30 protein-coding genes are annotated in these 25,942 nt (G+C 36.7%); 8 read left to right on the top strand and 22 right to left on the bottom strand.

The genetic code is table 11. From position 1 onward, the window contains the following. The first annotated feature begins 22 nt into the window (after positions 1-22). The 4 genes from J4051_RS07635 (at position 23) to J4051_RS07620 (ending at position 3,436) form a co-directional block, all read left to right on the top strand. Positions 23-1,318: a phosphoribosylamine--glycine ligase gene (locus tag J4051_RS07635; RefSeq protein ID WP_208233276.1), complete on the top strand. Its 1,296-nt coding sequence runs from the start codon at positions 23-25 to the stop codon at positions 1,316-1,318. 6 nt (positions 1,319-1,324) lie between these two features. Beyond that, positions 1,325-1,774 (top strand): GNAT family N-acetyltransferase, encoded by a 450-nt coding sequence (locus tag J4051_RS07630; protein ID WP_208233275.1) that lies wholly within the window; start codon positions 1,325-1,327, stop codon positions 1,772-1,774. 124 nt (positions 1,775-1,898) lie between these two features. Beyond that, complete coding sequence (locus J4051_RS07625; RefSeq protein WP_208233325.1) at positions 1,899-2,186, top strand: DUF3817 domain-containing protein; 288 nt, start codon at positions 1,899-1,901, stop codon at positions 2,184-2,186. Beyond that, a complete protein-coding gene (locus J4051_RS07620) occupies positions 2,186-3,436 on the top strand; it encodes a mechanosensitive ion channel family protein (RefSeq protein WP_208233274.1) in 1,251 nt (416 codons plus the stop codon). The genes J4051_RS07625 and J4051_RS07620 overlap by 1 nt, the downstream gene beginning before the upstream one ends. Positions 3,437-3,501: 65 nt before the next feature. Here the strand turns inward: J4051_RS07620 and J4051_RS07615 are convergent, their stop codons facing one another. From J4051_RS07615 to J4051_RS07600, 4 genes are all read right to left on the bottom strand, one after another. Then, positions 3,502-4,194 carry an OmpA family protein gene (locus J4051_RS07615; RefSeq protein ID WP_208233273.1) on the bottom strand — a complete coding sequence of 231 codons (693 nt, stop codon included), beginning with the start codon at positions 4,192-4,194 and terminating at the stop codon, positions 3,502-3,504. Between the two features lie 10 nt (positions 4,195-4,204). Then, on the bottom strand, positions 4,205-4,687 hold the full coding sequence (locus tag J4051_RS07610; protein WP_208233272.1) for a lipocalin family protein: 483 nt from the start codon (positions 4,685-4,687) through the stop codon (positions 4,205-4,207). Between the two features lie 103 nt (positions 4,688-4,790). Next, positions 4,791-5,177, bottom strand: coding sequence for an acyl-CoA thioesterase (locus J4051_RS07605; RefSeq protein ID WP_208233271.1), 387 nt, complete (start codon positions 5,175-5,177; stop codon positions 4,791-4,793). A 65-nt stretch (positions 5,178-5,242) separates the two neighbouring features. Further along, positions 5,243-6,130, bottom strand: coding sequence for a DUF72 domain-containing protein (locus J4051_RS07600; protein ID WP_208233270.1), 888 nt, complete (start codon positions 6,128-6,130; stop codon positions 5,243-5,245). A 188-nt stretch (positions 6,131-6,318) separates the two neighbouring features. Between J4051_RS07600 and J4051_RS07595 the strand changes: the two genes are divergently transcribed. Both J4051_RS07595 and J4051_RS07590 read left to right on the top strand, forming a co-directional pair. Further along, complete coding sequence (locus J4051_RS07595) at positions 6,319-6,732, top strand: glyoxalase (protein ID WP_208233269.1); 414 nt, start codon at positions 6,319-6,321, stop codon at positions 6,730-6,732. Next, on the top strand, positions 6,729-7,172 hold the full coding sequence (locus tag J4051_RS07590; RefSeq protein ID WP_208233268.1) for a transcription elongation factor: 444 nt from the start codon (positions 6,729-6,731) through the stop codon (positions 7,170-7,172). The genes J4051_RS07595 and J4051_RS07590 overlap by 4 nt, the downstream gene beginning before the upstream one ends. Here the strand turns inward: J4051_RS07590 and J4051_RS07585 are convergent. The 3 genes from J4051_RS07585 to corA all read right to left on the bottom strand — a co-directional run bounded on the left by J4051_RS07585 (position 7,165) and on the right by corA (position 9,933). Beyond that, the gene (locus J4051_RS07585) at positions 7,165-7,848 is read right to left on the bottom strand and encodes a DUF2461 domain-containing protein (RefSeq protein WP_208233267.1); all 684 of its coding nucleotides are present in this window, start codon (positions 7,846-7,848) and stop codon (positions 7,165-7,167) included. The genes J4051_RS07590 and J4051_RS07585 overlap by 8 nt on opposite strands. Before the next feature lie 82 nt (positions 7,849-7,930). Beyond that, positions 7,931-8,824 carry a mechanosensitive ion channel family protein gene (locus J4051_RS07580; protein WP_208233266.1) on the bottom strand — a complete coding sequence of 298 codons (894 nt, stop codon included), beginning with the start codon at positions 8,822-8,824 and terminating at the stop codon, positions 7,931-7,933. A 38-nt stretch (positions 8,825-8,862) separates the two neighbouring features. Beyond that, complete coding sequence (gene corA, locus J4051_RS07575; RefSeq protein ID WP_208233265.1) at positions 8,863-9,933, bottom strand: magnesium/cobalt transporter CorA; 1,071 nt, start codon at positions 9,931-9,933, stop codon at positions 8,863-8,865. Between the two features lie 204 nt (positions 9,934-10,137). Between corA and J4051_RS07570 the strand changes: the two genes are divergently transcribed. Continuing rightward, positions 10,138-10,365, top strand: a complete 228-nt coding sequence (locus J4051_RS07570; protein WP_208233264.1) for a hypothetical protein — start codon at positions 10,138-10,140, stop codon at positions 10,363-10,365. 88 nt (positions 10,366-10,453) lie between these two features. Continuing rightward, the gene (locus tag J4051_RS07565; protein ID WP_208233263.1) at positions 10,454-10,873 is read left to right on the top strand and encodes a hypothetical protein; all 420 of its coding nucleotides are present in this window, start codon (positions 10,454-10,456) and stop codon (positions 10,871-10,873) included. Positions 10,874-11,000: 127 nt separating this feature from the next. On the opposite strand, the gene J4051_RS07560 is transcribed toward J4051_RS07565, so the two are convergent. The 15 genes from J4051_RS07560 to J4051_RS07490 all read right to left on the bottom strand — a co-directional run bounded on the left by J4051_RS07560 (position 11,001) and on the right by J4051_RS07490 (position 25,893). Beyond that, the gene (locus J4051_RS07560) at positions 11,001-11,783 is read right to left on the bottom strand and encodes a tRNA pseudouridine synthase A (protein WP_208233262.1); all 783 of its coding nucleotides are present in this window, start codon (positions 11,781-11,783) and stop codon (positions 11,001-11,003) included. Positions 11,784-11,915: 132 nt separating this feature from the next. After that, on the bottom strand, positions 11,916-12,515 hold the full coding sequence (gene hisIE / locus J4051_RS07555; protein WP_317192704.1) for a bifunctional phosphoribosyl-AMP cyclohydrolase/phosphoribosyl-ATP diphosphatase HisIE: 600 nt from the start codon (positions 12,513-12,515) through the stop codon (positions 11,916-11,918). 96 nt (positions 12,516-12,611) lie between these two features. Next, complete coding sequence (gene hisF, locus J4051_RS07550; RefSeq protein ID WP_208233260.1) at positions 12,612-13,367, bottom strand: imidazole glycerol phosphate synthase subunit HisF; 756 nt, start codon at positions 13,365-13,367, stop codon at positions 12,612-12,614. A 252-nt stretch (positions 13,368-13,619) separates the two neighbouring features. Further along, positions 13,620-14,354 carry a 1-(5-phosphoribosyl)-5-[(5-phosphoribosylamino)methylideneamino]imidazole-4-carboxamide isomerase gene (gene hisA / locus J4051_RS07545; RefSeq protein WP_208233259.1) on the bottom strand — a complete coding sequence of 245 codons (735 nt, stop codon included), beginning with the start codon at positions 14,352-14,354 and terminating at the stop codon, positions 13,620-13,622. A 49-nt stretch (positions 14,355-14,403) separates the two neighbouring features. After that, positions 14,404-14,985 (bottom strand): imidazole glycerol phosphate synthase subunit HisH, encoded by a 582-nt coding sequence (hisH, locus tag J4051_RS07540; RefSeq protein WP_208233258.1) that lies wholly within the window; start codon positions 14,983-14,985, stop codon positions 14,404-14,406. Positions 14,986-15,117: 132 nt separating this feature from the next. Next, positions 15,118-16,242 (bottom strand): bifunctional histidinol-phosphatase/imidazoleglycerol-phosphate dehydratase HisB, encoded by a 1,125-nt coding sequence (gene hisB / locus J4051_RS07535; RefSeq protein WP_208233257.1) that lies wholly within the window; start codon positions 16,240-16,242, stop codon positions 15,118-15,120. Between the two features lie 12 nt (positions 16,243-16,254). Continuing rightward, complete coding sequence (hisC, locus tag J4051_RS07530) at positions 16,255-17,292, bottom strand: histidinol-phosphate transaminase (protein WP_208233256.1); 1,038 nt, start codon at positions 17,290-17,292, stop codon at positions 16,255-16,257. Further along, positions 17,289-18,575 carry a histidinol dehydrogenase gene (gene hisD / locus J4051_RS07525; protein ID WP_208233255.1) on the bottom strand — a complete coding sequence of 429 codons (1,287 nt, stop codon included), beginning with the start codon at positions 18,573-18,575 and terminating at the stop codon, positions 17,289-17,291. The genes hisC and hisD overlap by 4 nt, the downstream gene beginning before the upstream one ends. Positions 18,576-18,621: 46 nt before the next feature. After that, positions 18,622-19,479, bottom strand: coding sequence for an ATP phosphoribosyltransferase (gene hisG, locus J4051_RS07520; RefSeq protein WP_208233254.1), 858 nt, complete (start codon positions 19,477-19,479; stop codon positions 18,622-18,624). Between the two features lie 305 nt (positions 19,480-19,784). Next, positions 19,785-20,600 carry a prohibitin family protein gene (locus J4051_RS07515; protein WP_208233253.1) on the bottom strand — a complete coding sequence of 272 codons (816 nt, stop codon included), beginning with the start codon at positions 20,598-20,600 and terminating at the stop codon, positions 19,785-19,787. Between the two features lie 20 nt (positions 20,601-20,620). Next, positions 20,621-22,654 (bottom strand): VWA domain-containing protein, encoded by a 2,034-nt coding sequence (locus tag J4051_RS07510; RefSeq protein ID WP_208233252.1) that lies wholly within the window; start codon positions 22,652-22,654, stop codon positions 20,621-20,623. 48 nt (positions 22,655-22,702) lie between these two features. After that, a complete protein-coding gene (gene fabG / locus J4051_RS07505; RefSeq protein ID WP_208233251.1) occupies positions 22,703-23,449 on the bottom strand; it encodes a 3-oxoacyl-[acyl-carrier-protein] reductase in 747 nt (248 codons plus the stop codon). A 160-nt stretch (positions 23,450-23,609) separates the two neighbouring features. Further along, positions 23,610-24,482, bottom strand: coding sequence for a succinate--CoA ligase subunit alpha (gene sucD / locus J4051_RS07500; protein ID WP_208233250.1), 873 nt, complete (start codon positions 24,480-24,482; stop codon positions 23,610-23,612). Positions 24,483-24,550: 68 nt separating this feature from the next. After that, on the bottom strand, positions 24,551-24,958 hold the full coding sequence (locus J4051_RS07495) for a nuclear transport factor 2 family protein (protein ID WP_208233249.1): 408 nt from the start codon (positions 24,956-24,958) through the stop codon (positions 24,551-24,553). Beyond that, the gene (locus tag J4051_RS07490) at positions 24,958-25,893 is read right to left on the bottom strand and encodes a UDP-3-O-(3-hydroxymyristoyl)glucosamine N-acyltransferase (protein WP_208233248.1); all 936 of its coding nucleotides are present in this window, start codon (positions 25,891-25,893) and stop codon (positions 24,958-24,960) included. Before J4051_RS07490 ends, J4051_RS07495 begins: the two co-directional genes overlap by 1 nt. Positions 25,894-25,942: the final 49 nt, after the last annotated feature.

Below are 25,942 nucleotides of genomic sequence, written 5' to 3'. Positions count from 1 at the left end.
TCAAACTTCTCAAAAGAACATCTTGAAAAAGCAGAATAGCTTACCAAAAAACTTTCTATTTATTTCCCGCTGGGGAGAGATTTTAGATATAGCCTACGCTACCCAAAATGAAGGTAATACCGTTAAATTATATATTGAAGACAAGCCATCCCGAGAGATTGGAACCGGATTTGTAAAAAAAGTTAAGGATTGGAAAAAGCATATTGACTGGGCTGATATTCTCATATTTGACTATACCGGTTTTGGAAAGGAATGTGCCGAATTACGAGCCGCAGGAAAAATTGTTTTTGGTGGAAGCGAATATACTGACCTTCTCGAATTAGATCGGAGTTTCGGTCAAAAGGAACTGCAAAAGCACAAAATAAAAACCTTGCCTTTTGAAGAGTTTCTAAGCTTTCAGGATGCTATTGCTTATGTTGAAAGACATCCTGATGCCTATGTTATTAAACCTTCCGGCGAAACCCAAGAGCTAAAACAGTTGTTGTTTGTTGGTAGTGATGATGAAGGATTAGATGTAATTCGGGTATTAAAGGCCTATGATAAATCGTGGGGAGACGACTTCGGGAATTTTCAATTGCAGAAAAAAGTAAAAGGTGTAGAGATTTCCGTTTCTGCATTTTTTAATGGGAAAGAGTTTTTAAGACCGTTCAATATTACTTTTGAGCATAAGAAGCTTTTCCCTAAAGAATTGGGGGTATCAACGGGTGAAATGGGCTCAAGTATGTTTTGGGTCAACCAGTCCCCTATTTTTGATGCCACCTTGAAAAAATTTGAACCTACTTTATTGAAGCATAAGTTTATAGGTCATATTGATATCAATTGCATCGTTAATGGCAATGGGATTTATCCGTTAGAATTTACCTCCCGTTTTGGCTATCCTCAAATATTCATCCAACGTGCAGGGATCACGGAACCTATTGGCGAAATGCTATATAAAGTAGCCTCTGGGCAGAATTTTAAAATAGCCACAAAAAAAGGGTTCCAGGTTGGTGCATTCATTGTTGTACCTCCTTTCCCTTATGACGATAAAAAGACCTTTGAATTGTTTTCAAAAGATGCCGTTGTCGTGTTTAGAAAGGATATGAAAGACGGTATCCATCCCATGCACCTTAAAAAGGTCAATGAAGAATGGTTGATTACCGGCAATACCGGAATTGCGCTTTTGGTAACAGGCACTGGAATTACGATGCGCGATGCCCAAAAAATGATGAACAACAGAATTCATTCCGTAATTGTCAACAATGGCTACTATAGAACAGATATTGGCGATAGATGGTTTGAAGATTCAGACAGATTATGGTCTTGGGGATTATTATAAGTAGCAATGGAAGGTTTTAAGTTTAGGGAATTAAAAAACGATCCGCAGCAATTCTTCCAGATTCTTCCCGAGGATTGGCAGGATGAGATTGTTCCATTTTGGGACACTTATAAAACCGATTCCAAAATTTATATCATTGAAGATGACACCGGCATTGTCGGAGGAGGTATTGTTTTTTATAAATCGCCGCCAAATTTTGAATATTTTGAAACCGATGCCAAAGCCTGGTTTGATAAGGGCTATGGGTATCTTGGATTTATTTGGATTTCGGAGCCATATCGCAATAAAAGCTTAGGTAGTTTTTGGCTAAACCAATTAAAATCGGAAAATCCCCAGCAACGCTACTTCTTGCTTACGGAAGAAGAGCATCTTCATCATTTTTATTTGAAGAACGGATTTGTCTGCAGTCGATCCCTCCATAATGAAGACCATTTGGAATGGCTTTATCACACATAAAATGAGTTCAATTAATGACTCAATGATTTCAATGCGGTTGTTCTCATAAAAAATCTGGTTAAAAAGTAGCTTATACAGGATATCATGGGTATTTTTGCATAAAATTTAAGAATCCATGTTTACACTGATTAAAAGCTTCAAACTTGTTGCCATTTTAGAAGGCATCTCATATTTGGTCTTGTTTGCCAACATGTTACTTGTTAAACCTTTTTATTCTGAAATCTATCAAACGCTGCTCTACCCCATTGGAATGACCCATGGTCTATTATTTATAGCCTATGTGCTCTTGGCCCTATTGGTGGGTTCAAAATTAAAGTGGTCCTTTAAAACATTGGGCATTGTCCTGTTGGCATCATTACTTCCTTTTGCAACCTTTTATATTGAGAAAAGATATTTAAAAACTGCAGTGTAATGTTTTTAAACCACCATTATTTTTACGATTTTTTCGATAGATTTGGTTTTACCGATGACTGGGCAAAGTTCCTTAACATGCTCACATTATTGGCTATTCTGATTTTCGTCATCTATATTACAGATGTTGTAGCAAGAATAGTCTTGGTGAAAAGCTTTACAAAATTTGCGTCAAAGACAGAAACTGAGTTTGACGATTTATTGGTAAGCCATAAAGCACCGCGGAATATCGCACATTTGGTGCCGTTATTCATTACTATCAAGGTGTTTCCTTTGGTGTTTACAGATTACCCCAGAATAGAGGCGTTCTTGGTTGTTTTACTGAAAGTCTACGGTATTTTGCTGACCATTTGGATTTTGAGAAGTGTATTGCGAACCTTAGAATCCTACTTCAAGACTTTACCACGTTTAAGGGACAAACCTATTGATAGTTATATACAAGTAGTGATGCTATTTGTATGGGTTATTGGAGTGGCGTCAATTCTTGCCGTGCTTATCGATTTGTCATTTTTAAAATTCTTTACTACAATAGGTGCGGCATCAGCAATCCTTCTATTGATTTTTAAAGATACCATTTTGGGTTTTGTGGCAAGTATTCAAGTAGCCATCAATGATACTTTGAGAATTGGAGATTGGATTACCATGGATAAATATGGAGCCGATGGCGATGTCATTGAAATCAACCTTTCCACGGTACAGGTCCAAAATTTTGACAAGACCATTACCACTATTCCAACCTATGCCATTATTTCTGAGTCCTTTAAAAATTGGAGGGGAATGCAGTCATCTGGAGGACGACGTATTAAAAGGTCTATTTTGATCAAATCAAAAAGCATACATTTTATAACAGATGAAGAGATTGAAAACCTAAAAAAAATCCAGCTTATTACCCAATATCTGGAGGATAAACAAGAAGAACTCGCAGAATACAATCGCGTAAATAATATAGATCAATCGAATTTGGTAAACGGTCGTAACCTGACCAACTTGGGTGTTTTTAGGATATATCTACAAACTTATATAGAGCGTCACCCAGGCATCCATAAAGACATGAGCTTAATGGTGAGACAACTACAGCCAACTTCTCAAGGGATCCCATTAGAAATATATGCATTCAGCAATGACATACGTTGGGTGAATTATGAATCTATTATGTCTGATATCTTCGATCATATATTTTCTTCCATAAATTACTTTGATTTGGAATTATTTGAACTGACGCCAACAATTTTTGAGGCTCCTAAAAATTAGACAAAAAAAAGCAGTCTTATTAAATTAAATAAGACTGCTGAATTTACATTGAAAAAGTGAGATTATTAATTTCCCGCATTTTCCCGTGCTTCTTTTTTCATTTGCTCATTAGCAATAATTGCTAACTCCACACGTCTATTTTTAGCTCTCCCCTCAACGGTTGAATTATCATACTTAGGTTGATTAGGACCGTACCAATTGGTTGTAAAACGACCAGATGAAATGCCTTGACTTGATAAGTAAGACGTTACTGATTGTGCACGTTGCTTAGAAAGTGTCATATTAAAAGCATCCGGGCCAGTACTGTCCGTATGGCCTTCAACTAGAATATTGGTATCTGGGTATTCTTTAAAGATACCTGCCAATTTACTAAGTGTTGCTGAGGACGCAGCATTAATATTGTGCTTGTTAGTATCAAAATAAACCCCACTGCTTTCATCAAAAACAACATTAATTCCTTCCCCAACACGCTCCACTTGAGCTCCTGGGATTTCTTCCTCAATCCGTTCAGCTTGTCTATCCATGCGGTCGCCAATATAATTACCCGCAACACCACCTACAACGGCACCTATAATAGCTCCTAAGGCAGAATTGTTTTTGCTACCAACATTATTGCCAATTACACCACCAATTACAGCACCACTACCGGCACCAATGACAGTTCCTTTTTGTTTGTTGTTTGCATTTCTGGTTGCATCACAACTTACTAAGGCTGTGATCATAAATAATAATGCAAGTGTTTTTATCGTATTTTTCATATTTTAAATTTTATAAAGTTGTTCGTGTATAGTTTAAATTAATATTAAATGGTTTTCCCTCAAATTGAATAGTTTGAGTGATTTGCATGGAGTTATCGTCCAAGTATTTCATCTTCATTCTATATCCTGTTTTACCCTGAAGATCTTTTTTCTTTTCATCAGTAAATTTTAAAGTGAAATCAAAATCGCCGGTATCCTTACCTATTTCATTGGCTGCCCATCTAAAGTACCTGACTCCAGTTGAACAATCGGCATTGATAATATTATAAGTTCCGGTACTGTTATTGGATCTGAAGAACCACTGGCTATCCTTAAAACAAGAAGTTGTGGTATCATCAAACAAAGTCGTATTGAAGACTCCCTGTTCATCATAAGTGACAGAATTGAGAACCCAATTGCCATCAATAGTTTTTCTGGCCGATTTCTCGACCTTTGATAGTGAACAGGACACTAGGAGCGTCGCCATAAACAGTGTAATTCCTATTTTTTTCATGGTGATAAGTGTTAAATTGGTTTCTAATAAATATACGATTATTACTACACATAGGTTGTTAACGATTTCCCATTATTTGTTAATTAAACACAAAGTCGGATTTCTAAATTAGTCGATCATCTACAAACTCAAGCTTTGTTTTACCATGGGGTACAGGCTTGCCGGATTCGTTCAAATTGATCATAACAATATTATCAACAGTCAGGATCTTAGTCTTGGTCATCATGTTCCGCGCTTCACATTTTAAAGTCAAGGAAGAATTTCCTAATCTAACAATTTGCATCCCTATCTCAATAATGTCGCCTTGCTTGGCAGAACTCATAAAGTTAATCTCAGAGATAAATTTTGTAACAACCTTTGTGTTGTCCAATTGGATGGCAGTATATAAGGCCGCTTCTTCATCTATCCACGCTAAAAGAAGACCTCCAAATAAGGTGCCGTTGGGATTCAGATCTTGGGGCTTTACCCATTTTTGTGTTTGAAATCTCATGTCTATATGTTTTATTCCCACCAGTGGATTTTAATACCCCGAGGCTTGCTAATGAGTTATTGATTTTAAAATAATTCCAGATTCTGGTTTTTGTTTGGAATTTGTAAATCCATTCCCAACTCGGCATTTAACTTTTTAATAAAATATGCCGCAAGTAATGGCGATTCTATTTCAATATTTTGATGCACAAAAAAATCAATCTCATTTATGCCTTGTAGTTTCCAATCCTTAAGACGTTTCACCCAGCCATCCAACCTCAAATAGTCACTGTCGTGGTTCGCACCTACAAATCTGATAAAAGCAGTGCCATTTGTCAATCGCATGTGCATCAAATCACGTCTTCCAGGAGTGTCCACAATGATATTTGAAATGTTATAAGTTTCCAATAAATTATATAAACGACTAGCAATCGAAACATCATTATACCAATCTGTATGTCTAAATTCGATAGCAAGGGGAATTTCTATCGGCCATGATTTGACAAAGGCTTCCACTCTATCAAAATCCTTAGGCGTAAAATTTGTGTGCATTTGTAAAAAAATAGCTCCCAATTTTTCCTTGAGATTTGTAGCACTGTACAAATAATCGTCCACTACTTTATCTACACCATTCAAGCGTTTCCAATGGCTGATATCCTGATATAGCTTTGGAAAAAATTTAAATCCTTCAGGTGTTTTTTGATACCAAGCAGTAAAGGTTTCTGGAGAAAAAATCCGATAGAATGTTGCATTGAGCTCGACCGAATTGAATTGCGTAGCGTAATATGTAAGTGCATCCTTGGTTCCAGTAGGATAAAATCCCTTTAATTTGGCTTGGCTCCACTGCGAACATCCTACAAAGATTTTGGGATCCTCTTTATTGGTTTGTTTAAAAAGCACTGCTGAAGTGTCCAAATGATCGGCGGGCAATGAAAAATCTATATGTTGAGGATGGTCAACGCTACCAAATTGCATGGGATTCAGTTTTGGGCATTTGTATACTCAAAGATACTTCAATCATTACTAAAATCGTTCGTAAAAGAATAAAAACCGTTTAAAAAATCACTTCAAGGAGTGTATTTGTTGATAACCCAGTTAACAACATCTCACGGGCAGGTTTTTTATGCTAATCATTATGCATAAGTTTAAGGAAACTTAAAGTTATGACAAATAGATCCGACGAATTAATCCAGATGAGACCCAACATTCCCACTGCTTTAATATATGATTCCATGAGCAGTGAAGAGCGCTTTCAGAACGCTACTTTGAGACCTTTGCTCATGCTTCAGAATGAGCTTTTAATTGAAGTTTTTAAAAATTATATAGCCAAGCACAAAAATGTATTTTATGAGCTATCTTTGCCGAAACAATTAGACTATATCGAAAACGCCATCCACAAGGATATGAAATTCAGAAACTCAATTAAAGGAATGATCATAGGTCAATTCACAGTTGAAGAGTATGCTATTTATATCCAAAATTCATCAGCATTAAACAAGCGCATGATGAATCTTGTAAAAGAGCGTTTTATTAGTCATATCCAACTATTTGAGCCTCAGATGGCGAAAGTTATATGAAAATAAAAAGTGATGTTTTGCAAGCTTGTTTTGATTATGCCAACAAGCGAATTGCCAATTACAAAAATGAAATTGAAACCATCAAAGAGTCCATTGACAGCAATGATAAAAGTGGTGATGAAGATGATTCGGGAAACGGCAAACTCTTTAATGATCTTGAAAAAAACTCTCAATATCTTACAGATGCCCAAAAAATGCTTGATAGCTTAAAAGCCATCAGTCCGAAAATGGTTTCTGATAAAGTGATTCTGGGAAGTTTGGTCAAAACAACCACTAACAACTTTTTTATCTCCATTAGTGCTGGGAAAATTGATACCGAGACTATGAGTGTCTTTGCCATTTCATCAGGCTCGCCAATTGGTATGCTTTTAATAAACAAAGTTAAGGGAGACCAAGTAGAGTTTAATGGAAACACCTTCACTATTATTGAAGTTATATAAGTGGTTCTCCGTTAATATTGGTTGTCAATACGCTGCTCATATAGTCGAGATAAGGCCTGACCGCTTTAAATGATGTATTGACATCCTCTATAAAACCTGGAGAGACAACTTGCACATCGGTATATTTTTTCGTAAAAAGAAATTGTTTTTTACGGATGAGGTCTATGGCACTATGTTCCTTATCAAAACCTCTCGGCGCAGTTTTTAGTTCTTCACCCAAGAGATCACCCCAAATTTCCTTGAATTTTTTATTATTAATGATGGCTCGGATGTCTTCATCATCGATTTCAAATTCTTTTCTTATCCGCATTAAATCTTCCTTCGAAGGATCCCAAAAGCCAACCGCAATAAACGATTCATTATTAGGTTGAATATGGAGATAATAACTTCCTCTTAGCGCGGGTTTTCTTCTGTAAAAAGAGCCACTAAAATGGGTTTTGTAGGGCGCTTTGTTTTTTGAAAAACGGACATCTCTATAAATTCGAAAGTTCTTGAGCCGGTCTAAATCATCATGTACTTTCAAAGCTTCAAATAAAACATTGAAGTTGCCTTTGGCATCAACCTCGAGTTTTTTGAATTCTTTTTTGTGTTCATTGAACCAATCTCTATCGTTGTTTTCTTTTAAAAGTTTGAGAAACTCCAACAAATCGTTAGAGAATGCAATAGGTGAAGCCATTTATGATGTTCGTTTTATTTTTTTAAAAATACGTAAAAGTCGTGAGAAATCCAGTTTCATAACACACTCTAAAACTCAATTTTTACGCTCCTTTTTCGAAAGTATTATTTTCCAAGCCCAATTTATTGTCAAACTGCAAGGTCCTGATTGGAAATGGGATATTGATACCTTCTGCGTCAAACGCTTTTTTAATGGCAATAATCGCTTTATTAGTGGCATTAAGTGTGTGGACACTTTTTGTGCCTGCAATCCAGAAACGACATCTAAAATTTATAGAGCTGTCTCCAAATTCCGTGAAAAAAAACTCTACAGGTTTGCTGTCATCTATTTTTTCAAATGTTTTCTCTAAAGTTTCCTTAGTCAATTTTTCGACAAATTCTAAATCCGACTCATAACCAACACCACAGGATAAATCTACACGGATATATGAGGTCAGGGAATAGTTTTTCATTGGGTTGTCCAAGATGAGTTTATTGGGAATCATAACCACATTATTATCCGATTCTTTCAAGGTCAGGTTTTTTAGATTGATATCTATGATTTCACCGGTAAACCCGTTAGTTTCTATCCAATTGCCTATTTGAATTTTCTCCCTAAACGAAATGACGATACCTGAAATGATATTTGACAAAGTCCCTTGTAAAGCCAAACCAATTACCAACCCAAGAACTCCAGCACCTGTAATCAATGAGGTGAGTGTCTGCGAAAGATTTAAAATTCCCAAAGCTAAAAACAAACCACCCATAACAATGACAACAGTGGTCAATCGTGCTATAATACTGCTCACTGACTTCTGTTTGACGCGATTACCAATAAGTCTTAGAGTAAGCTTGCTGAGATATTTAGCCAAGAAATAAGCAATCAATAACACGAGAAGCGCCAAGATCAAATTAGGGAGGTTCTCGATTATGGAGTTCATCCAGCCCAATAATTTGTTAATAAGGAGGTCAAATGATTTGTTCAGTTCGTCTTTCATATAGTCATCGTGATTTAAGATTTGTTAATTACAATACTCTAAAGCCATTTCTTTTTTCTAAAATAAATTAACATCATCAAAAATATAAAAATCATGACGCCTATAAGTATGAAATAACTGTATTTATAATGCAGTTCTGGCATGTTATCAAAATTCATCCCATAAATTCCTGCAATAAAAGTCAACGGAATGAAAATAGTCGCAATAATGGTCAGTACTTTCATGACTTCATTCATCTTATTGCTGATGATGGTCATATACATATCCAATAAACTCCAGACCATTTCCCGATAGACCTCAATACTTTCATTGACCTGAACGATATGATCATATAAATCTCTTAAATAGTTATGGGTTTTTTCTTCAATTATGGGGTTCTCAATTTTATCGAGTCGATTTATGACCTCTCGCACTGGAAGCACTGATCTTCTGATTTTCAGGATCTCACGCTTTAGACCTTGAATGGTGGTAGCGGTTTCATTACTATCAGAATCAGCTTCAAAAACTCGGTCTTCAATATCTTCTATTTTATCTCCAAAAACCTCAATTACAGTTAAATAATGATCAACTACGGCATCAATAATGGCGTACATTAAATAATCAGAACCCAAACTGCGCACACGACCTTTTCCAGAAGAAATTCGTTCTCTTAAATCATCAAAAACATCACCATCTGCTTCTTGAAAAGTCAACACATAATCCTCCCCTACAACCATACTGACCTGTTCATAGACCAGTTCAGTTTCATTCTTAAAGTAAAGCATTTTTAAAATAACGAATAAATAATTATCAAATTCATCCAGTTTTGGTCTGTGGGTAGTATTCACAATATCCTCTAAAGTCAAAGGATGCAAGCCATAATGAATGCCCAATTTTTCAATTTCTATGGTATTGTTCAATCCATTGACATTAATCCAAGTGACTTGGTTATTACCTTTAAAATGAAATGCCTCTTCTACGTTTTGGGTTTCAATTTTATGATAGTCCTCCTTGGTGTAATTGATAATTTCAACATCAGTAACTGTAGATTGCTTTTTACCTTTATAATAAACCGTACCAGGAGAACGGTTGACTGTTTTATAGGATTTTCTTTTCTTTTTAGGTTTCATTCTGGGCTTCTTGTCAACTTCAATGCTTTAAAAGTAAAAAACTTTTTCGTATAGTATGGCTCAATTAAAGAATATAAAATTACTATCAAGTAATGGGGTATATCAAGTAAAAGCAATCTATTTTTGAAAAGTTTAATTAAGGGTTTGCTTTTTGGCATTATTTTGTTTAATATGCGAGTTAAATCCTTCAAATATTTTAAATAAATGGGAAGACCACCTACAAGACCGATCAAATTTAGAGACGGCTTCTATATAGAAATAAGAAATAAAGGTAAAGCTACGGGAATCAAGATCCATAGAGATACTAAAGAACACATGCTTCGTACGATTAAAGAATATGAACAATCAAAAGAAGTATACATCTTGGGCGAATCAAAGAATGGGAAATGGGTCAATAAGACGCCTGTACTTCATGTGGTAGAGGACAACTAAATCTTTCTGCCAAAGTCACTTTACATTACTGTTTATAAATAAAAAATTCATAAATTGTTGTGTCTTTAAATATCAAAACCAACAATTTATGAATTTTACTTCTTCAAAAAATCCACCTGTTTACTTTTGGGTTGTGGGTATTATTGCCTTGCTTTGGAATGCCTTTGGCGTTTATAGCTATATTATGCAGGCATTTTTGACCACAGAACAACGCACACAACTTTCACAAGCACAACACAATTTGTACGACGATCTTCCAATATGGTATGTTTCCGTATTTGCAATTGCTGTTTTTGCTGGATTGTTTGCTGCAATTTTCTGGCTCCTCCGTAAACGATGGGCCTATACCCTATTTATAATTTCTTTTGTCGCCGTTGGGATCCGACAGTTTTATGTGTTAACAGAAATTAATCCAAGAGATATATTTCTGCCCTTAACAAGTATAGTCATCGCTGTTTTTCTCGTTTGGTTTTCAAAACGTGCGATTGTAAGAACATGGTTAAAATAAAATATTGCCGTGCCAATTTTTATTTCAAAGAATTTTAGGAGATGCTAACTTGAATTCTATGATTAATCACCAAATCGGATACGTCGGTATATGATATAGGCTGCAAAGAACTGCTATTGCAATTGCATTAATCAAATTCAACAGAATTCAGGATCAATCCGGAAGCTGGCGCAATATACTCCATAACCTCTGTACTATCTGGCAGTAGGCTTTTTGCAATATCGTCTAATGTTAATTCGTTTTTGCCAAGTTTGACAAGGGTGCCCATCATGCCTCTAATTTGATTATACCCAAAACCTTCGCCCTTAACTTTGAAGAGATAGGATTCTTCAGGGAAAAAACTGGCCGCAAACATATTATTCTCAATTAAACCACATGACATCACTGTTCTGTTATAGAGCCCGTTTTCTGAGACCCGTGAGCAGAATGCCCTGAAATTATGTGTGCCTTCATAGAGCTTGGCACCTTTCTTCATCAGTTCAATATCCAAGACATCTCTAAAAGTGGTCATTATTGAGGCACAAAACGGATGTGATTTTTGTCCGTGTGCAAACAGATAAACATATTCTTTAAGTTTTGCGTTTTGAATGACATTAAAGTTTCTGTCGACTTCTTTCATCGATAAAGCCCTGACATCTTGTGGCAAATAATAATTGAATTGTTCAAGAAACGCATCAAAATCTGAAATAGGATCTTCCATAAACAATTCAAACGCCGTCTCATTGGCAGAGACCATAGCATCTGTTCTACCTACGGCTAAGCTTTTAAATTTTCTATTGCCGTCAAAAACATAATTCAAAGTTTTATCTATTACGAGATGCACCGTTTTTAGATTGGGCTGTTTTTGCCATCCATGATAACGAAAGCCTAAATATTGAATAGTTATTAGATAAAAATAGTTTTGATCCATGTCTCAAAGTTATTGACAATTAGTCCATTTTAAGAATTAGTTGGAAAACATCTCTTATTTTCTTTATGCCAATTGGTTCTTTTATATCACTCAACTTTCACGGAAAAATAAGATGCGATTCAAGGTAGAAGATTATTTTTTCTCCCGATTTTTAAGAATCATTTCAATATCCTCCAACTTAAATCCTTTGGCCTGGAGCAACATCAAATAATGAAACAATAAATCGGCACTTTCATTTAAAAACAGCTCATCGTTATCATCTTTGGCTTCAATGACCACTTCAACCGCCTCCTCGCCTACTTTTTGAGCCAGCTTGTTGATGCCTTTTGCGAAAAGCGAGGCTACATAGGAGTCCTCTGGTTTGGAGTTGGTACGACGCTCCAGAATCGTCTGTTCCAATTTAGAAATAAAGCCGAAGTTGGATGAATTTTCCTCGCCCCAACAGGTATCCGATCCTTTATGGCATGTTGGACCTACTGGATGCGCCTGAATCAATAGCGTATCATTGTCACAGTCTACTTTAATATCTACTAAATTCAGGAAATTACCGCTTTCTTCACCTTTGGTCCATAAGCGTTGTTTGCTTCTGCTATAAAACGTTACTTTTTTGGTCTCTTGGGTTTCCTTAAAGGCTTCTTCATTCATATACCCTAACATCAAGACGTTTTTGGTGATAGCATCTTGTATAACGGCAGGAATTAAGCCTTCTGAATTAAATTTCAAGTTCATTATTGTATTGTTTTTGCCACAATTATAACTTTTGAGTGGATCTTGCTAAGAAACACATTACCCCATCTTTCTGTCGGAAGCACGATTTGTGGTCATTTTTTAAATTCTTACTTCTATGTTATTTTTCTTTAGTGCTTCTTTCAAATCTTTAATCTCGATTTTACCAAAATGAAATACGCTGGCTGCAAGCGCGGCATCCGATTTTCCTTTTTGAAAGGTGTCCACAAAATGTTGAATCGTTCCAGCACCTCCAGAGGCAATAATTGGAATGTTTAATGTTGTTGATAACTGCAACAGAGCCTCGTTGGCAAACCCATCTTTTGTACCATCATGATCCATAGAGGTGAATAATATCTCACCGGCTCCACGTGTCTCAACTTCTTTTGCCCATTCAAAAAGATCCAATTCTGTAGGGATGCTTCCTCCTGCCAGATGTACTTTCCATTGACCATCAATTTGCTTGGCGTCAATGGCGACAACCACGCACTGACTCCCAAACTTATCAGAGAGTTCATTAATCAGTTCTGGACGTTTTATTGCGGATGAATTGATCGAGACTTTATCAGCTCCCGATTTTAACAGTAAATCGACGTCTTCAACAGATGAAATTCCGCCACCTACAGTAAACGGAATATTGACTTGTTCAGCTACTTTTAGAACCATTTCCAATGTGGTTTTCCGTCCCTCCAAGGTTGCTGAAATATCAAGAAACACCAGCTCATCCGCTCCTTTTTCGGCATATTGCTTTGCCAATACAACGGGATCTCCTGCATCAATGAGGTTGATGAAATTTACACCTTTGACGGTACGTCCATTTTTAATATCCAAACAAGGAATTATTCGTTTTGCAAGCATAATATTTTCTGCGGAAGCAGGATTTAAATGGGTTTAATTAATATACTGAATCATAGTTGTCTGATATAAAATCAAGACCGCTGCGCTTATAGTCCCGATAGATATCGGGAAAGAACAAAGACTTGGTTGTAGCTAAATGACAAATATGTATCTTCTTGAGTTCCCGCCATACCGATAATTATCGGGAGCGGGATTAGTTCAACCATCTGTTTTGAAAAAACTGCTTCGCAATTTCTTCAAAATAGGGTTTCACTAATAGAATTGCTCCAATTCCTGTAAACTGATTCTGTTCTCATAAATGGCTTTTCCAATGATGACGCCTTCACATCCTAAATCTCTCAGTTTTGGCAATTCATCAATATGTGAAATCCCGCCAGAAGCAATCAATTTTATAGATTGATCTGTACTACTGTTTGAGCATTCTTCAATGATCTCGCGGTATAAGTCAAATGACGGTCCTTCCAACATGCCATCCTTCGCAATATCAGTACAGATGACATATTGCACTTTTTGTCTTTGGTAGTTTTTTATGAACGGAATCACTTCCAGGCTGCTTTGCTCCTGCCAGCCACTTATGGCAATCTTCCCATCATTACAATCAGCGCCCAAAATAATTTTTGTAGAGCCATACTTTTCCAACCACGATTCAAAAGTTTCATGATCATTCACCGCAATACTGCCACCAGTAATTTGTTTAGCACCAGAATTAAAGGCAATATGAAGATCTTCGTCAGATTTGAGTCCGCCGCCAAAATCAATCTTCAAATTCGTTTTTGAAGCAATTTGCTCCAATACTTTATAATTAACGATATGTTTTGCCTTGGCACCGTCCAAATCGACCAGATGCAAATACTCAATCCCTGAAGCCTCAAATTGCTTGGCAACTTCCAATGGATTTTCGTTATATATTTTCTTCGTATTATAATCTCCTTTGGTCAAACGGACACATTTGCCATCTATAATATCTATTGCTGGAATAATCCTCATCTTGATTTATGATTTACGATTTTTGATTTACGATTTTTGATTTTTGATTTCATAAATTGAGGAAATTCCTCAAAACATCTTCCCCCTCCAAACTGCTTTTTTCGGGATGAAATTGAACGCCGTAAAAATTATTTTTCTTTAATGCAGAACTATAGGTCACACCATAATTCGTCTGCGCTATAGTATTGTCACACAACTCTGCGTAATAACTGTGCACAAGATACATATAGGCATTGTTTTTAAGGCCCATAAATAAATTTGTTTTCAAATTGGAAATCGTATTCCAACCCATTTGTGGGACTTTTACTTTATCTGAAAAACGTATCACCTGAACATCAAAAACACCTAAGCCCTTGGTCGCACCTTCCTCGGTGGCATTACACAGTAATTGCATTCCTAAACATATACCCAATACCGGTTGTTTCAACGTTGGAATCAATACATCCAATCCAGATTCCTGAAGCATTTTCATGGCATTACTTGCATGACCTACGCCAGGGAAAATCACTTTATCAGCTGCCTTTATAAGTTCTGAGCTATTGGTCAAAATAGGATCATACCCCAAGCGATTACATGCAAACTGAACACTTTTGGTGTTTCCGGCGCCGTAGTCTATTATTACAATATTCATTTAAAACTATTTTTTTGCTTTTTATCAATAGTAATCGAAATCACAAATGCATACGAATTGATTATTTATTACGATAAATTCTCATACAAGCTGGCATAATTGTTCATTCCCTCTGGGAAGGTTAGGATGGGCTTATAATAGCCCTTTCGTTGATGGCAAAATCATTTTTTCCAGATCCCTCTTGATGGCCATTTTTATCGATTTTGCAAACGCTTTGAAAATGGCTTCAATTTTATGGTGTTCATTGTCGCCTTCAGCTTTGATATTCAAATTACATCTGGCACCGTCGGTAAACGATTTAAAAAAGTGAAAAAACATTTCCGTCGGCATTTTTCCGATCATTTCGCGTTTAAACTCTGCATCCCAAACCAACCAATTCCGTCCTCCAAAATCGATGGCAACTTGTGCCAAGCAATCGTCCATGGGCAAACAGAATCCGTAACGCTCAACACCCAATTTATTACCTAAGGCTTTGGCAAACACTTCTCCCAATGCAATTCCTGTATCTTCTATCGTATGGTGTTCATCCACCTCTAAATCGCCTTTTACGTCAATATCCAAGTCCAATTGACCATGACGTGCTATTTGATCCAACATGTGATCAAAGAAGGCTATTCCAGTGTCAATATTGCTTATTCCAGTCCCGTCAAGGTTTAAGTTGATGGAGATTTTGGTTTCATTAGTGTTACGCTCAAGACTGGCGGTTCGATCTTCTGCCTTTAAGAAATTATAAATATCCTTCCAGTCTTTAGTTTCTAAACCAATGTAATCTTTTAACGTTTCCTGATCTGCATCAATAAAGTCACTCGTTGGATTATTAATGAATATAGCCTTGGAACCTAAATTTTTAGCCAATTCAACATCCGTCAAGCGATCCCCTATGACAAACGAATTCTCCAAATCATATCCATCAGAAAAATATTGCGTCAACAGGCCAGTTCGGGGTTTACGTGTATCTGCATTATCCTCATCAAACGTTCGATCGATGAACTGTTCCTTAAATTCAATACCTTCAGATTTAAATGTTTCTAACATAAAATTATGTACTGGCCAAAACGTGTCTTCAGGGAAAGAATCCGTTCCCAATCCGTCTTGGTTGGTCACCATTACGATTTCATAGTCCAATTCTTTCGCAATTTTACCCAAATATTTGAACACTTTAGGGTAGAACAAAAGCTTGTCAAAACTGTCTATTTGATAATCCTTTGGTTCAATGATGATGGTGCCATCACGATCAATAAATAATACTTTTTTCATCAGATTCAATCTTTATAATTTTTTTAAATTTTCAACGAGTCTCCTGTTTTCTTCTTTTGTACCAACCGAAAGGCGCAAACAATTTTCACATAAGGGTTGTGTTGTTCTGTTGCGAATGACAATGCCATTTTCAATCAATTGCTGATAACGTTTATTGGCATCATCTACCTTAACCATCACAAAATTAGCTTCAGATGGATAGACTTTTTCTATAAATCTAACTTCATCCAATGCTTTAACTAAAATATCTCTTTGCTCTAAAAGAGAGGCTATTTGCGAATTTATGAGAGTCATTTTACTAAGGCCTTCAATGGCTTTTGCCTGTGTAAGTTCGTTTATGTTATAGGGTGGTTTAATCTTGTTCAATGTGGCTATGATTTCTGCGGAAGCGAAACACATTCCCAAACGGATACCTGCCATTCCAAAAGCTTTGGATAAGGTTTGGGTAACCACAAGATTTGGAAATTCATTCAATCTTGAAAGCCAACTTTCTTGTTTTGAAAAATCTATATAGGCTTCATCTATAACCACGATGCCTTTGAAATTCTTCAATAAAAAGGCTATGGTTGATACTTCAAAGCTATTCCCTGAGGGATTATTGGGCGAACATAAGAACAGAATTTTGCTGTTCGCGTTCGATTTAGATAAAATAGTCTCTTTTTTTGGCTGGAATGTGTCCTCAGAAAGATTGATTTTAATCGTTTCAACCGCATTGACATTGGCTAAAACTTCATACATGCCATAGGTTGGCGGAAGAATTATGATATTATCTTTATTGGGCTCACAGAACATCCTGATGAGCAAGTCCAACACTTCATCACTGCCATTCCCCAAGAGAATATTTTCTGTTGGAACGTCCTTTATCTGAGAAATCAAGGCTTTTAGCTTGCCTTGTTGTGGGTCAGGATAGCGATTGACCCCATTTTCGAAAGGGTTTTCATTCGCATCAAGAAAAGTGAGGTTGTCGGTATTGCCCTTAAATTCATCGCGTGCTGAAGAATAAGGCTTCAAAGCCTTTATGGAGGGTCTTATTAGATTTTGAATAGTCATGAGCTGATATTTTTTAATCGGATGGATACGGCGTTTTTATGAGCTTGCAATCCTTCGGCCGCAGCCATAAGCTCAATGGTCGTTCCTATATTTCGTAAACCTTGTTTTGTAATTTTCTGAAAGGTCATACTTTTCAGAAAGCTGTCCAAATTAACTCCTGAATAAGCTTTGCTGAATCCATTAGTTGGCAAGGTATGATTGGTGCCAGAAGCATAATCTCCCGCGCTTTCTGGAGTATAATCACCAATGAATACAGATCCTGCATTGTTAATGCCATCGATGAATAAATTTTCATTCTTTGCACATAAAATAAAATGTTCCGGTCCGTAAGCATTTATGAAGTCCAAAGCTTCTTGATCATCTTCAATAAAAATCAGCTTCGAATTTGCAATGGCTTTTTGAGCGATGGTTTTTCTTGGCAATACGGCAATTTGCTGCGCGATCTCAATTTCCACTTTTGCAATAAACGATTCGGAATTTGAAACCAATATCACCTGACTATCGGCTCCATGCTCCGCTTGGCTCAACAAGTCAGAAGCTACATAAGCTGCATTTGCCTTGACATCAGCATAAACCAAGAGCTCACTTGGGCCGGCAGGCATATCAATGGCCACACCGTATTTGGTTGCCAATTGTTTTGCGACAGTTACAAATTGATTCCCAGGTCCAAAAATTTTATATACTTGTGAAATGGATTCTGTACCAAAGGTCATGGCCGCAATCGCTTGGATACCGCCCACTTTATAAATCTTGGTTACACCACATAATTGTGCCGCATATAAAATCTCGTTGGCAATAGCGCCTTGTTTATTTGGCGGCGAACAGAGAATCATTTCTTTGCAACCTGCAATTTGCGCTGGGGCAGCAAGCATCAGTACCGTTGAAAATAATGGAGCAGTACCACCCGGAATATACAATCCTATTTTTTCAATTGGTCGTTTTTCTTGCCAACAAAGGACACCTGGCATGGTTTCAACCTCAATCCTATCTGTTTTTTGAGACTTATGAAATGTTTCAATATTCTGTTTGGCCATTTGAATAGCCTCTTTTAATTCCCTTGATACATTCTGGGAAGCAGTTTCTATTTCGGCTATAGAAACTTCAGTTACCTCAGTATCGATACCATCAAAAAGCGCTGTATATTTTTGGATGGCCAGATTGCCGTTTCTTTTGACATCTTCAAATATCTGGACAACCGTGTCTTCAATACTGTCGATTGATTGCGTTGGCCTTTTAATGAGTTCTGACCAAGAGGCTTTATTTGGGTTGTTTATGATTTGCATTCTTTTTTATTATTTGAGATTTCATAATAGGTAGAAATCATATTATTTAAATGACCATATTTTCAATTGGACAGACTAAAATGCCTTCAGCACCATTGGCCTTTAATTCGTCGATGACTTCCCAAAACTCATTTTTATTGATTACGGAATGTATGGAACTCCACCCCTCTTGTGCCAATGGCAAAACGGTGGGACTTCGCATTCCAGGAAGGACGCTTATAATTTTTTCAAGCTTATCATTTGGAGCATTTAGAAGCACATATTTAGATTGTCGGCCTTTGAGAACAGATTGAAATCGAAATTGCAATCGTTTTAACACTGCTTCATTTTCAGCAGAAATCAATGGTGACGCGGCCAAAACTGCTTCAGATTTTAACAATACTTCAACTTCTTTGAGATTGTTTTTAAACAAGGTGCTCCCACTTGAAACGATATCTACAATGGCATCGGCAAGCCCTATATTTGGTGCGATTTCAACAGAACCGTTGATGATGTGCAATTGTGCATTGATATTGTTTTTATCCAGAAACTGTTGGACGGTATTGGGGTATGATGTGGCTATTCGCTTTCCATCTAAATCTTTGACGTCTTTATATTTAAAGGATCTTGGCACGGCTATAGACACCTTACAGGTTGAAAACCCCAATTTTTCCACGACGGAGATATCGGAACCTTTTTCTACCAGGATATTTTCACCGATAATGGCCGCATCTACGACGCCATCTCGAAGGTATTGAGGAATATCACCGTTACGAAGATAAAATACTTCCAAAGGAAAATTCTTGGCTGAGGCTTTGAGCTGATCTTTGCCATTGTCTATTGAAATCCCAACGTCGTTAAGGATTTTCATGGAATCGTCATGTAAACGTCCCGATTTTTGAACTGCTATTCTTAATTTACTCATCTTAGTGCCCACGAAAGTAGGGGTCTTTTAAATTAAACTTAAGGTTTGTCTGAGTAAATCTTTTTGGGTGAGATTCCTGCTTTGGCAGAAATGAAAAAACCGCTTGATTTACTCAAACGGTTTTAAATATGTTGATTTTATTCAATACATCTTCAGTTCGCTTGAGTGCAAATATGATGATGGTGATGATGTGATTGAATAAATGTCATGTTCTTCTTTGTGTTCTACAAATATTTGAAAAAATATCTTACCATCCTAATAGTTCTATTAAAAATATTGATAAAATACTCAATCGCTATAAATTATTACTGGTTTCCTAAAATAATAGGCAGACCTGAATCTCCTGAACCAATGACAATAACTTTACTATTATTGGATTCAGAAAGTTTTACCGTAGCTTCAATCCCTTTATCCTGAAGGATCTTATCCGTTAAGGATGCACTCAAAATTCGGTTAGCATCTGCTTTACCTTGTGCTTCAATAATGACTTTTTCAGCTTCTTTGGATGCCGTTACCAATCTAAACTCATACTCCAATGACTCTTGCTCTTGTCTCAATTTTCGTTCAATAGCATCTTTAATAGTTGCTGGTAAGGTCACATCACGTACCAAAACTTCATTCAATTGGATGTATTGATCTTTGACAAATTTTTGGGTCTCTTCAAAAATCTCCTGCTGAATGGCATCACGCTTACTAGAATATAATTGTTCTGGGGTATAACGACCTACAACACTTCTTGCAGCTGAACGAATGGCTGGGAGCAGGATACGTTCTTTGTACATTTCACCTTTTTCTTGGTGCAATTTTCCAAGGCTTTCGTACGCCGGTTGGAACCATACAGAGGCCTCTAATTTAATGTCCAATCCATTTGAGGATAGAACACTCATTTTATCCAAAATTTCTTGCTGTCTTACTTCGTAGATAAATACGTTATTCCAAGGGGCTATAACATGAAAACCTTCACCTAGAGCCGGTTCGTCAGTAACGACCCCTCCTCCGAAGGTTTTGTACAATACTCCTGCCTGTCCTGACTGAACTGTCACTGCTGATTTGGCGAGAATTATAATTAAAACAATTGCTGCAATAATTGCAGGTATTGCAACTTTAGGTAATCTTTCCATAAATAATAAATAGTTTTTTGTTAAATTAATCCGTTGTATTTTCTAATAAACCACTCTGCACTAAGGCTTAATACAATAAAAGCTAGTAGAAATTTCCAATCGAGCAAAGGTACAACTTTTTTAATGCTTTTTTGGATGGTAGCAAACCTTTCATCCTTTATTAACTGCTCAGTAAGTGCGTTGGTATCGTCAATAAAATAAGATTTGCCTTGGCTTTGGGTAGCCAAGTTTTGAAGTTTGGAAACATTCGCATTAAGGAATTGCTGTTCCACATTATAGTCCAAAATCTTGAATGCTCCTGACTGGAAAATGTTTTCATTCTGGGATGTGACAGTAAATTTATAATCACCAGCCTCCAAACCACTTAAATCCACTTGATAGTTGGATTGTTTTAGGATAAATGGAATTGTTTGGGCTTGTTCGCTATCTATGTTTTTTACTGTGATTTCAAGGTTTGCGGTATTGTCAAATTCATAGGTCTTGTTAAAAAACTGCGCCGTCAGGATCACATTGTCATTGCCATTATAGAAAGATTCGTAAGAGACATTCAATCTCGCGCGCTTTTGTCCAGAATCTAAATACTGAATGATCTTTCCAATAAAATTATCAAAGTTATGAAACGATTTATCATCTAAATAATTTTGTGCTCTCCACCGCCAGATACCTTCCCCATTTAACACCGTTGCTCTTTTCTGATTCACTTCATAAGTGAATAACAAAGGTTCTTTCAATTGAATGCCATTTACGGTTTTGTACAAAACGATCTCAATGGGCAATGAGAAAGTTGCTTCACCAAACTCCGTTTGCAAGGGTGGAAAATCCGAGAAGTTAAGGTCATCCACAATAAATACACTGTAATTGGAATTTAACGAAGGTTGAAAATCCTCATACTGATTGGTCACCGTTTGTTGCATATAAGGTTGAAGCTTATTAAACTCTAACCAGTTGGTTTTGGTGCCAAGAATGGTAAATGTGTTGATGTTTAAAGTCTCAATCTCATCAAAAACGGACTTAAAACTCTGATTGGGCTGATAGATGATGACTTGCTGAAAATCATCAGATAATTTCAAAAACTCAGAAGGTTTTATAATGGAAGCTTGCCGTTGCTCATTACTTTCGATTGCCTTTTTCAAGGCTCCCAAATCAGGATGCATAATATCAGAGATAATAGCGACATGGGTTTTTCTGTCAATGACCTCTACAGCAAAATTCTTAATATTATTGACGGTGTTTTTCTCATTGACGAGTGGTTTTAACTCGGCCTTATAGCTGTGGACTCCTGGACTATTAGCTGGTAGGCTTAAGTTGACGAGTCTGCTGGATTGCTCCTGGTTAAATGTCAAAGTCTCAGAAAAAACTAAAGTGTTTCCAGAGCTTACGGTCAATTGGGTGCTTACTTCCTCCAGGCCATTGTAAACTGCAATAATTTCTATAGGAAATTTATTTTTTAAATACGCATATTTATTGACGTTGAGCTGTTCAATCTTCAAGTCGATATAGCGCGTCGTATCTCCTAAAACAATCGGAAAGATCGCGTGCTTATAATTTTGGGCGGCAAATTCATAGTCATTCCCATACGTCTGGTTACCATCGGTAATCAAAATTAAAGGTGCGATCGAATTGCCATACACCTGTGAAAAACGCTCAAATACTACAGTGGGATTGGTTTGTTTTTCATCAAAGATTAATGCTTCCAAGTTGTGGATATCCTTCCCAAAACTATAAAACTCGAGGTCAAATCGTTCGTTTAAGGATTTATCTTGCTTTAAAAATGCTACTAAATCTCGCGTCTTTTGATCCTGATCCAAATATTTTATCGATTCAGAATTATCGACTGCAATCAGTAAATTTGGTTTTTCGTTAAAATAGGTGGTTCTATCAAATTTAGGATTGATCAATAGCAAAAAAACAGAAAACAGTGTTACAAATCTCAAAAATGCTAATAGAAAATTAACTCTCGTGCGTTTTTTTGATTTATATATATACTGAAAAAGCGCTAATGAAAGCGCTATAATTCCAGCTAATATGATGTAAGGAAGGGTTTCTGTCTGCATTAAATGGATAGTTAAAATCATGAGATTCCCACTTTCGTGGGAATTGGTCTAAGTTAACATTCCACCATCTACATTGATCGTCTGTCCTGTAATATATGCACTTAAATCGCTCGCTAAAAACACACAAGTGTTGGCAATATCTTCAGGGGTTCCGCCACGTTTCAATGGAATAGCCGCTCGCCATCCCTTGACAGTTTCTTCATCTAATTTGGCAGTCATCTCAGTTTCTATAAATCCGGGCGCAACCACATTGCTTCTAATGTTCCGAGATCCCAACTCCAATGCTACCGATTTTGAAAACCCGATAATCCCTGCTTTAGAAGCCGCATAATTAGTTTGTCCAGCATTTCCTTTAACACCAACAACAGAACTCATATTAATGATGGAACCTTTACGCTGTTTCAGCATAGTGCGCTGTACGGCTTTCGTCATGTTGAATACAGATTTCAGGTTGACTTCAATGACTTTATCAAAATCATCCTCGGTCATACGCATCAATAAGTTATCTTTCGTAATACCAGCATTATTGACTAAAATATCAATGGTTTCAAAATCAGCCAAAACATCGTCCACTAATTTTTGGGATTCATTAAAATCGGCCGCGTTACTTTGGTAGCCTTTGGCTTTAATACCCAAGGTGTTTAATTCTTCTTCTAATTTTTTTGCTGATTCTGCAGATGAACTATAGGTAAAGGCCACATTGGCACCATGTGCCGCAAAAGCTTGTGCGATACCTTTACCGATACCTCTACTTGCTCCTGTAATAATTGCCGTTTTTCCTTCCAATAACTTCATAAGTATAATTTTTTAGCAGTGATGTCATAGTTTTTAAACTTTGGCACTCGACTGTGGTTGATAATTCTCTAATTCTCTATTCAAATATAAGGATAAGATGCTGTTTCAAATAAAAAAACCCCACAAAATTGCGAGGTTTTTATAATATATTATTTAGTAATTATGCCATTACTTCGGCTACTTTTTTACCAATTTCGGCTGGAGAATCCACAACGTGAATTCCGCAAGCTCTCATAATTTTCTTTTTGGCCTGAGCAGTATCATCACTTCCTCCCACTATTGCACCAGCGTGCCCCATAGTACGTCCTGCAGGTGCAGTTTCTCCAGCAATAAAACCAATAATAGGTTTTTTACTACCACTTTCTTTATACCAATACGCTGCATCAGCTTCCAATTGTCCTCCAATCTCACCAATCATCACAACACATTCTGTTTCTGGATCATTGATCAATAATTCTACGGCTTCTTTTGTAGTGGTTCCAATAATTGGATCCCCACCAATTCCGATAGCGGTTGTGATTCCAAGACCTTGTTTCACAACTTGGTCAGCAGCCTCATAAGTTAATGTTCCTGATTTGGAAACAATACCAACTTTACCCTTTTTGAAAACAAAACCTGGCATGATGCCAACTTTAGCTTCGCCTGGTGTAATCACACCTGGACAGTTTGGGCCGATTAAGCGACAGTCTTTAGATTTAATATAGTTTGCGGCCTTAATCATATCTGCCACCGGAATTCCTTCCGTGATGCAAATAATGACCTTGATTCCAGCATCAGCAGCTTCCATAATGGCATCGGCTGCAAAGGCAGGCGGTACAAATATAATAGAAGTATCTGCTTTAGCTTCTTTAACTGCGTCTTCAACAGTATTGAAAACAGGTCTGTCCAAATGGACTTGTCCACCTTTACCAGGAGTAACACCACCAACAACGTTAGTTCCGTATTCTATCATTTGTTCAGCATGAAAACTACCTTCACTGCCTGTAAAACCCTGAACTATTATCTTTGAATCTTTATTTACTAAAACGCTCATTTATATTATTTTTTAATTTTTAAGACTTCGCAAAAGTAATCCTTTTAACAGCATTTATGAAGCCTTTGTTAAACTTTTATTTCTGAAAATGATTTGTAACTTTCAATATTATCGTCCGCCACTTGACTTATTTCATAACCTCTATAGAGTTTTCCATCCTTTATTTCCCAAATACTAATAAAATTAGCCAAAGGCATCTCATTATCAGGATCTTCAATGGTACTTACAAACATGGTATACCTAATGGTAACTTGATTTTTATCTTGCAGTAAGTGACTGATTTGGGGTCTTAAGGAGTGATAAGCTATCCTAATATTCTTGAAAAAACGATTTAATCCATCGTAATCGAAAACTTTGTATCCTGTGCTATTATTCCAATGCAACAAACAATCTTTGTGAATGTAAGTAGCAATCACAGTACTATCATTAGCTAAATCTGATTCGTAAAAGCTTTTGACTATTTGTTTTGGAGACATTATTTCTTTTTTAACTGTTCAATGATTTCTGGAATTCTCTTTATATAGACCTTGTCTTTCAACTCTGCTTTTGCTTCTTGGGCAGGTCTGCCCCAATAGGTTTTACCACCTTCCAAAGATTTACTGATTCCTGCTTGTGCATGAACCACGGCTTTAGTTCCAATGGTAATTGCACTTGTGCTTCCCACTTGTCCCCAAATAGTAACTTCATCTTCAATTATTACACAGCCAGCTATTCCGACTTGAGAAGCAATCAAACATTTTTTTCCTATAATGGTGTCGTGACCGATTTGAATTTGGTTATCAAGCTTTGAACCTTCTCCAATAATGGTATCTCCTGTAACTCCTCTATCAATAGTACACAGAGCGCCAATATCGACATTGTCTTTGACCACCACGCGACCACCCGAAATCAATTGATCAAATCCTTCTGGACGGTTTTTATAATAAAAGGCACTTGCTCCCAAAACCGTACCCGCATGAATGGTGACATTATTACCAATAATGGTGTCATCATAAATTATAACATTTGGATGGATCAAACAGTCATCACCGATAATTACATTATGGCCTATAAAACAATTAGGTTGAACAATCGTGTTTTTTCCAATTTTGGCGGAATCTGAAATGCTTTGATTCGCACTTTTAAAAGGCTTAAAATGCTGGGTTAGTTTATTAAAATCCCTGAATGGATCATCACTTATAAGCAGCGCTTTCCCTTCAGGACATTCTACTTCCTTATTGATCAATATAATAGTTGCAGCAGATTTTAACGCTTTGTCATAGTACTTTGGATGGTCTACAAACACGATGTCACCCGGTTCCACCACGTGAATTTCGTTCATTCCCAACACAGGAAAATCATCAGCTCCTACATAAGAGGTGTTGATGATTTCTGCAATTTGTTTTAACGTATGTGGTTTGGGAAACTTCATTTACGGTTATTTTTTTATGGTTAAGTCGCAAACGTACCGCCAACTGTAG

This window comes from Gelidibacter pelagius, assembly GCF_017581925.1.
In the GTDB taxonomy this organism is placed as follows: domain Bacteria; phylum Bacteroidota; class Bacteroidia; order Flavobacteriales; family Flavobacteriaceae; genus Gelidibacter; species Gelidibacter pelagius.
This window is presented reverse-complemented; position numbering and strand designations above follow the sequence as displayed.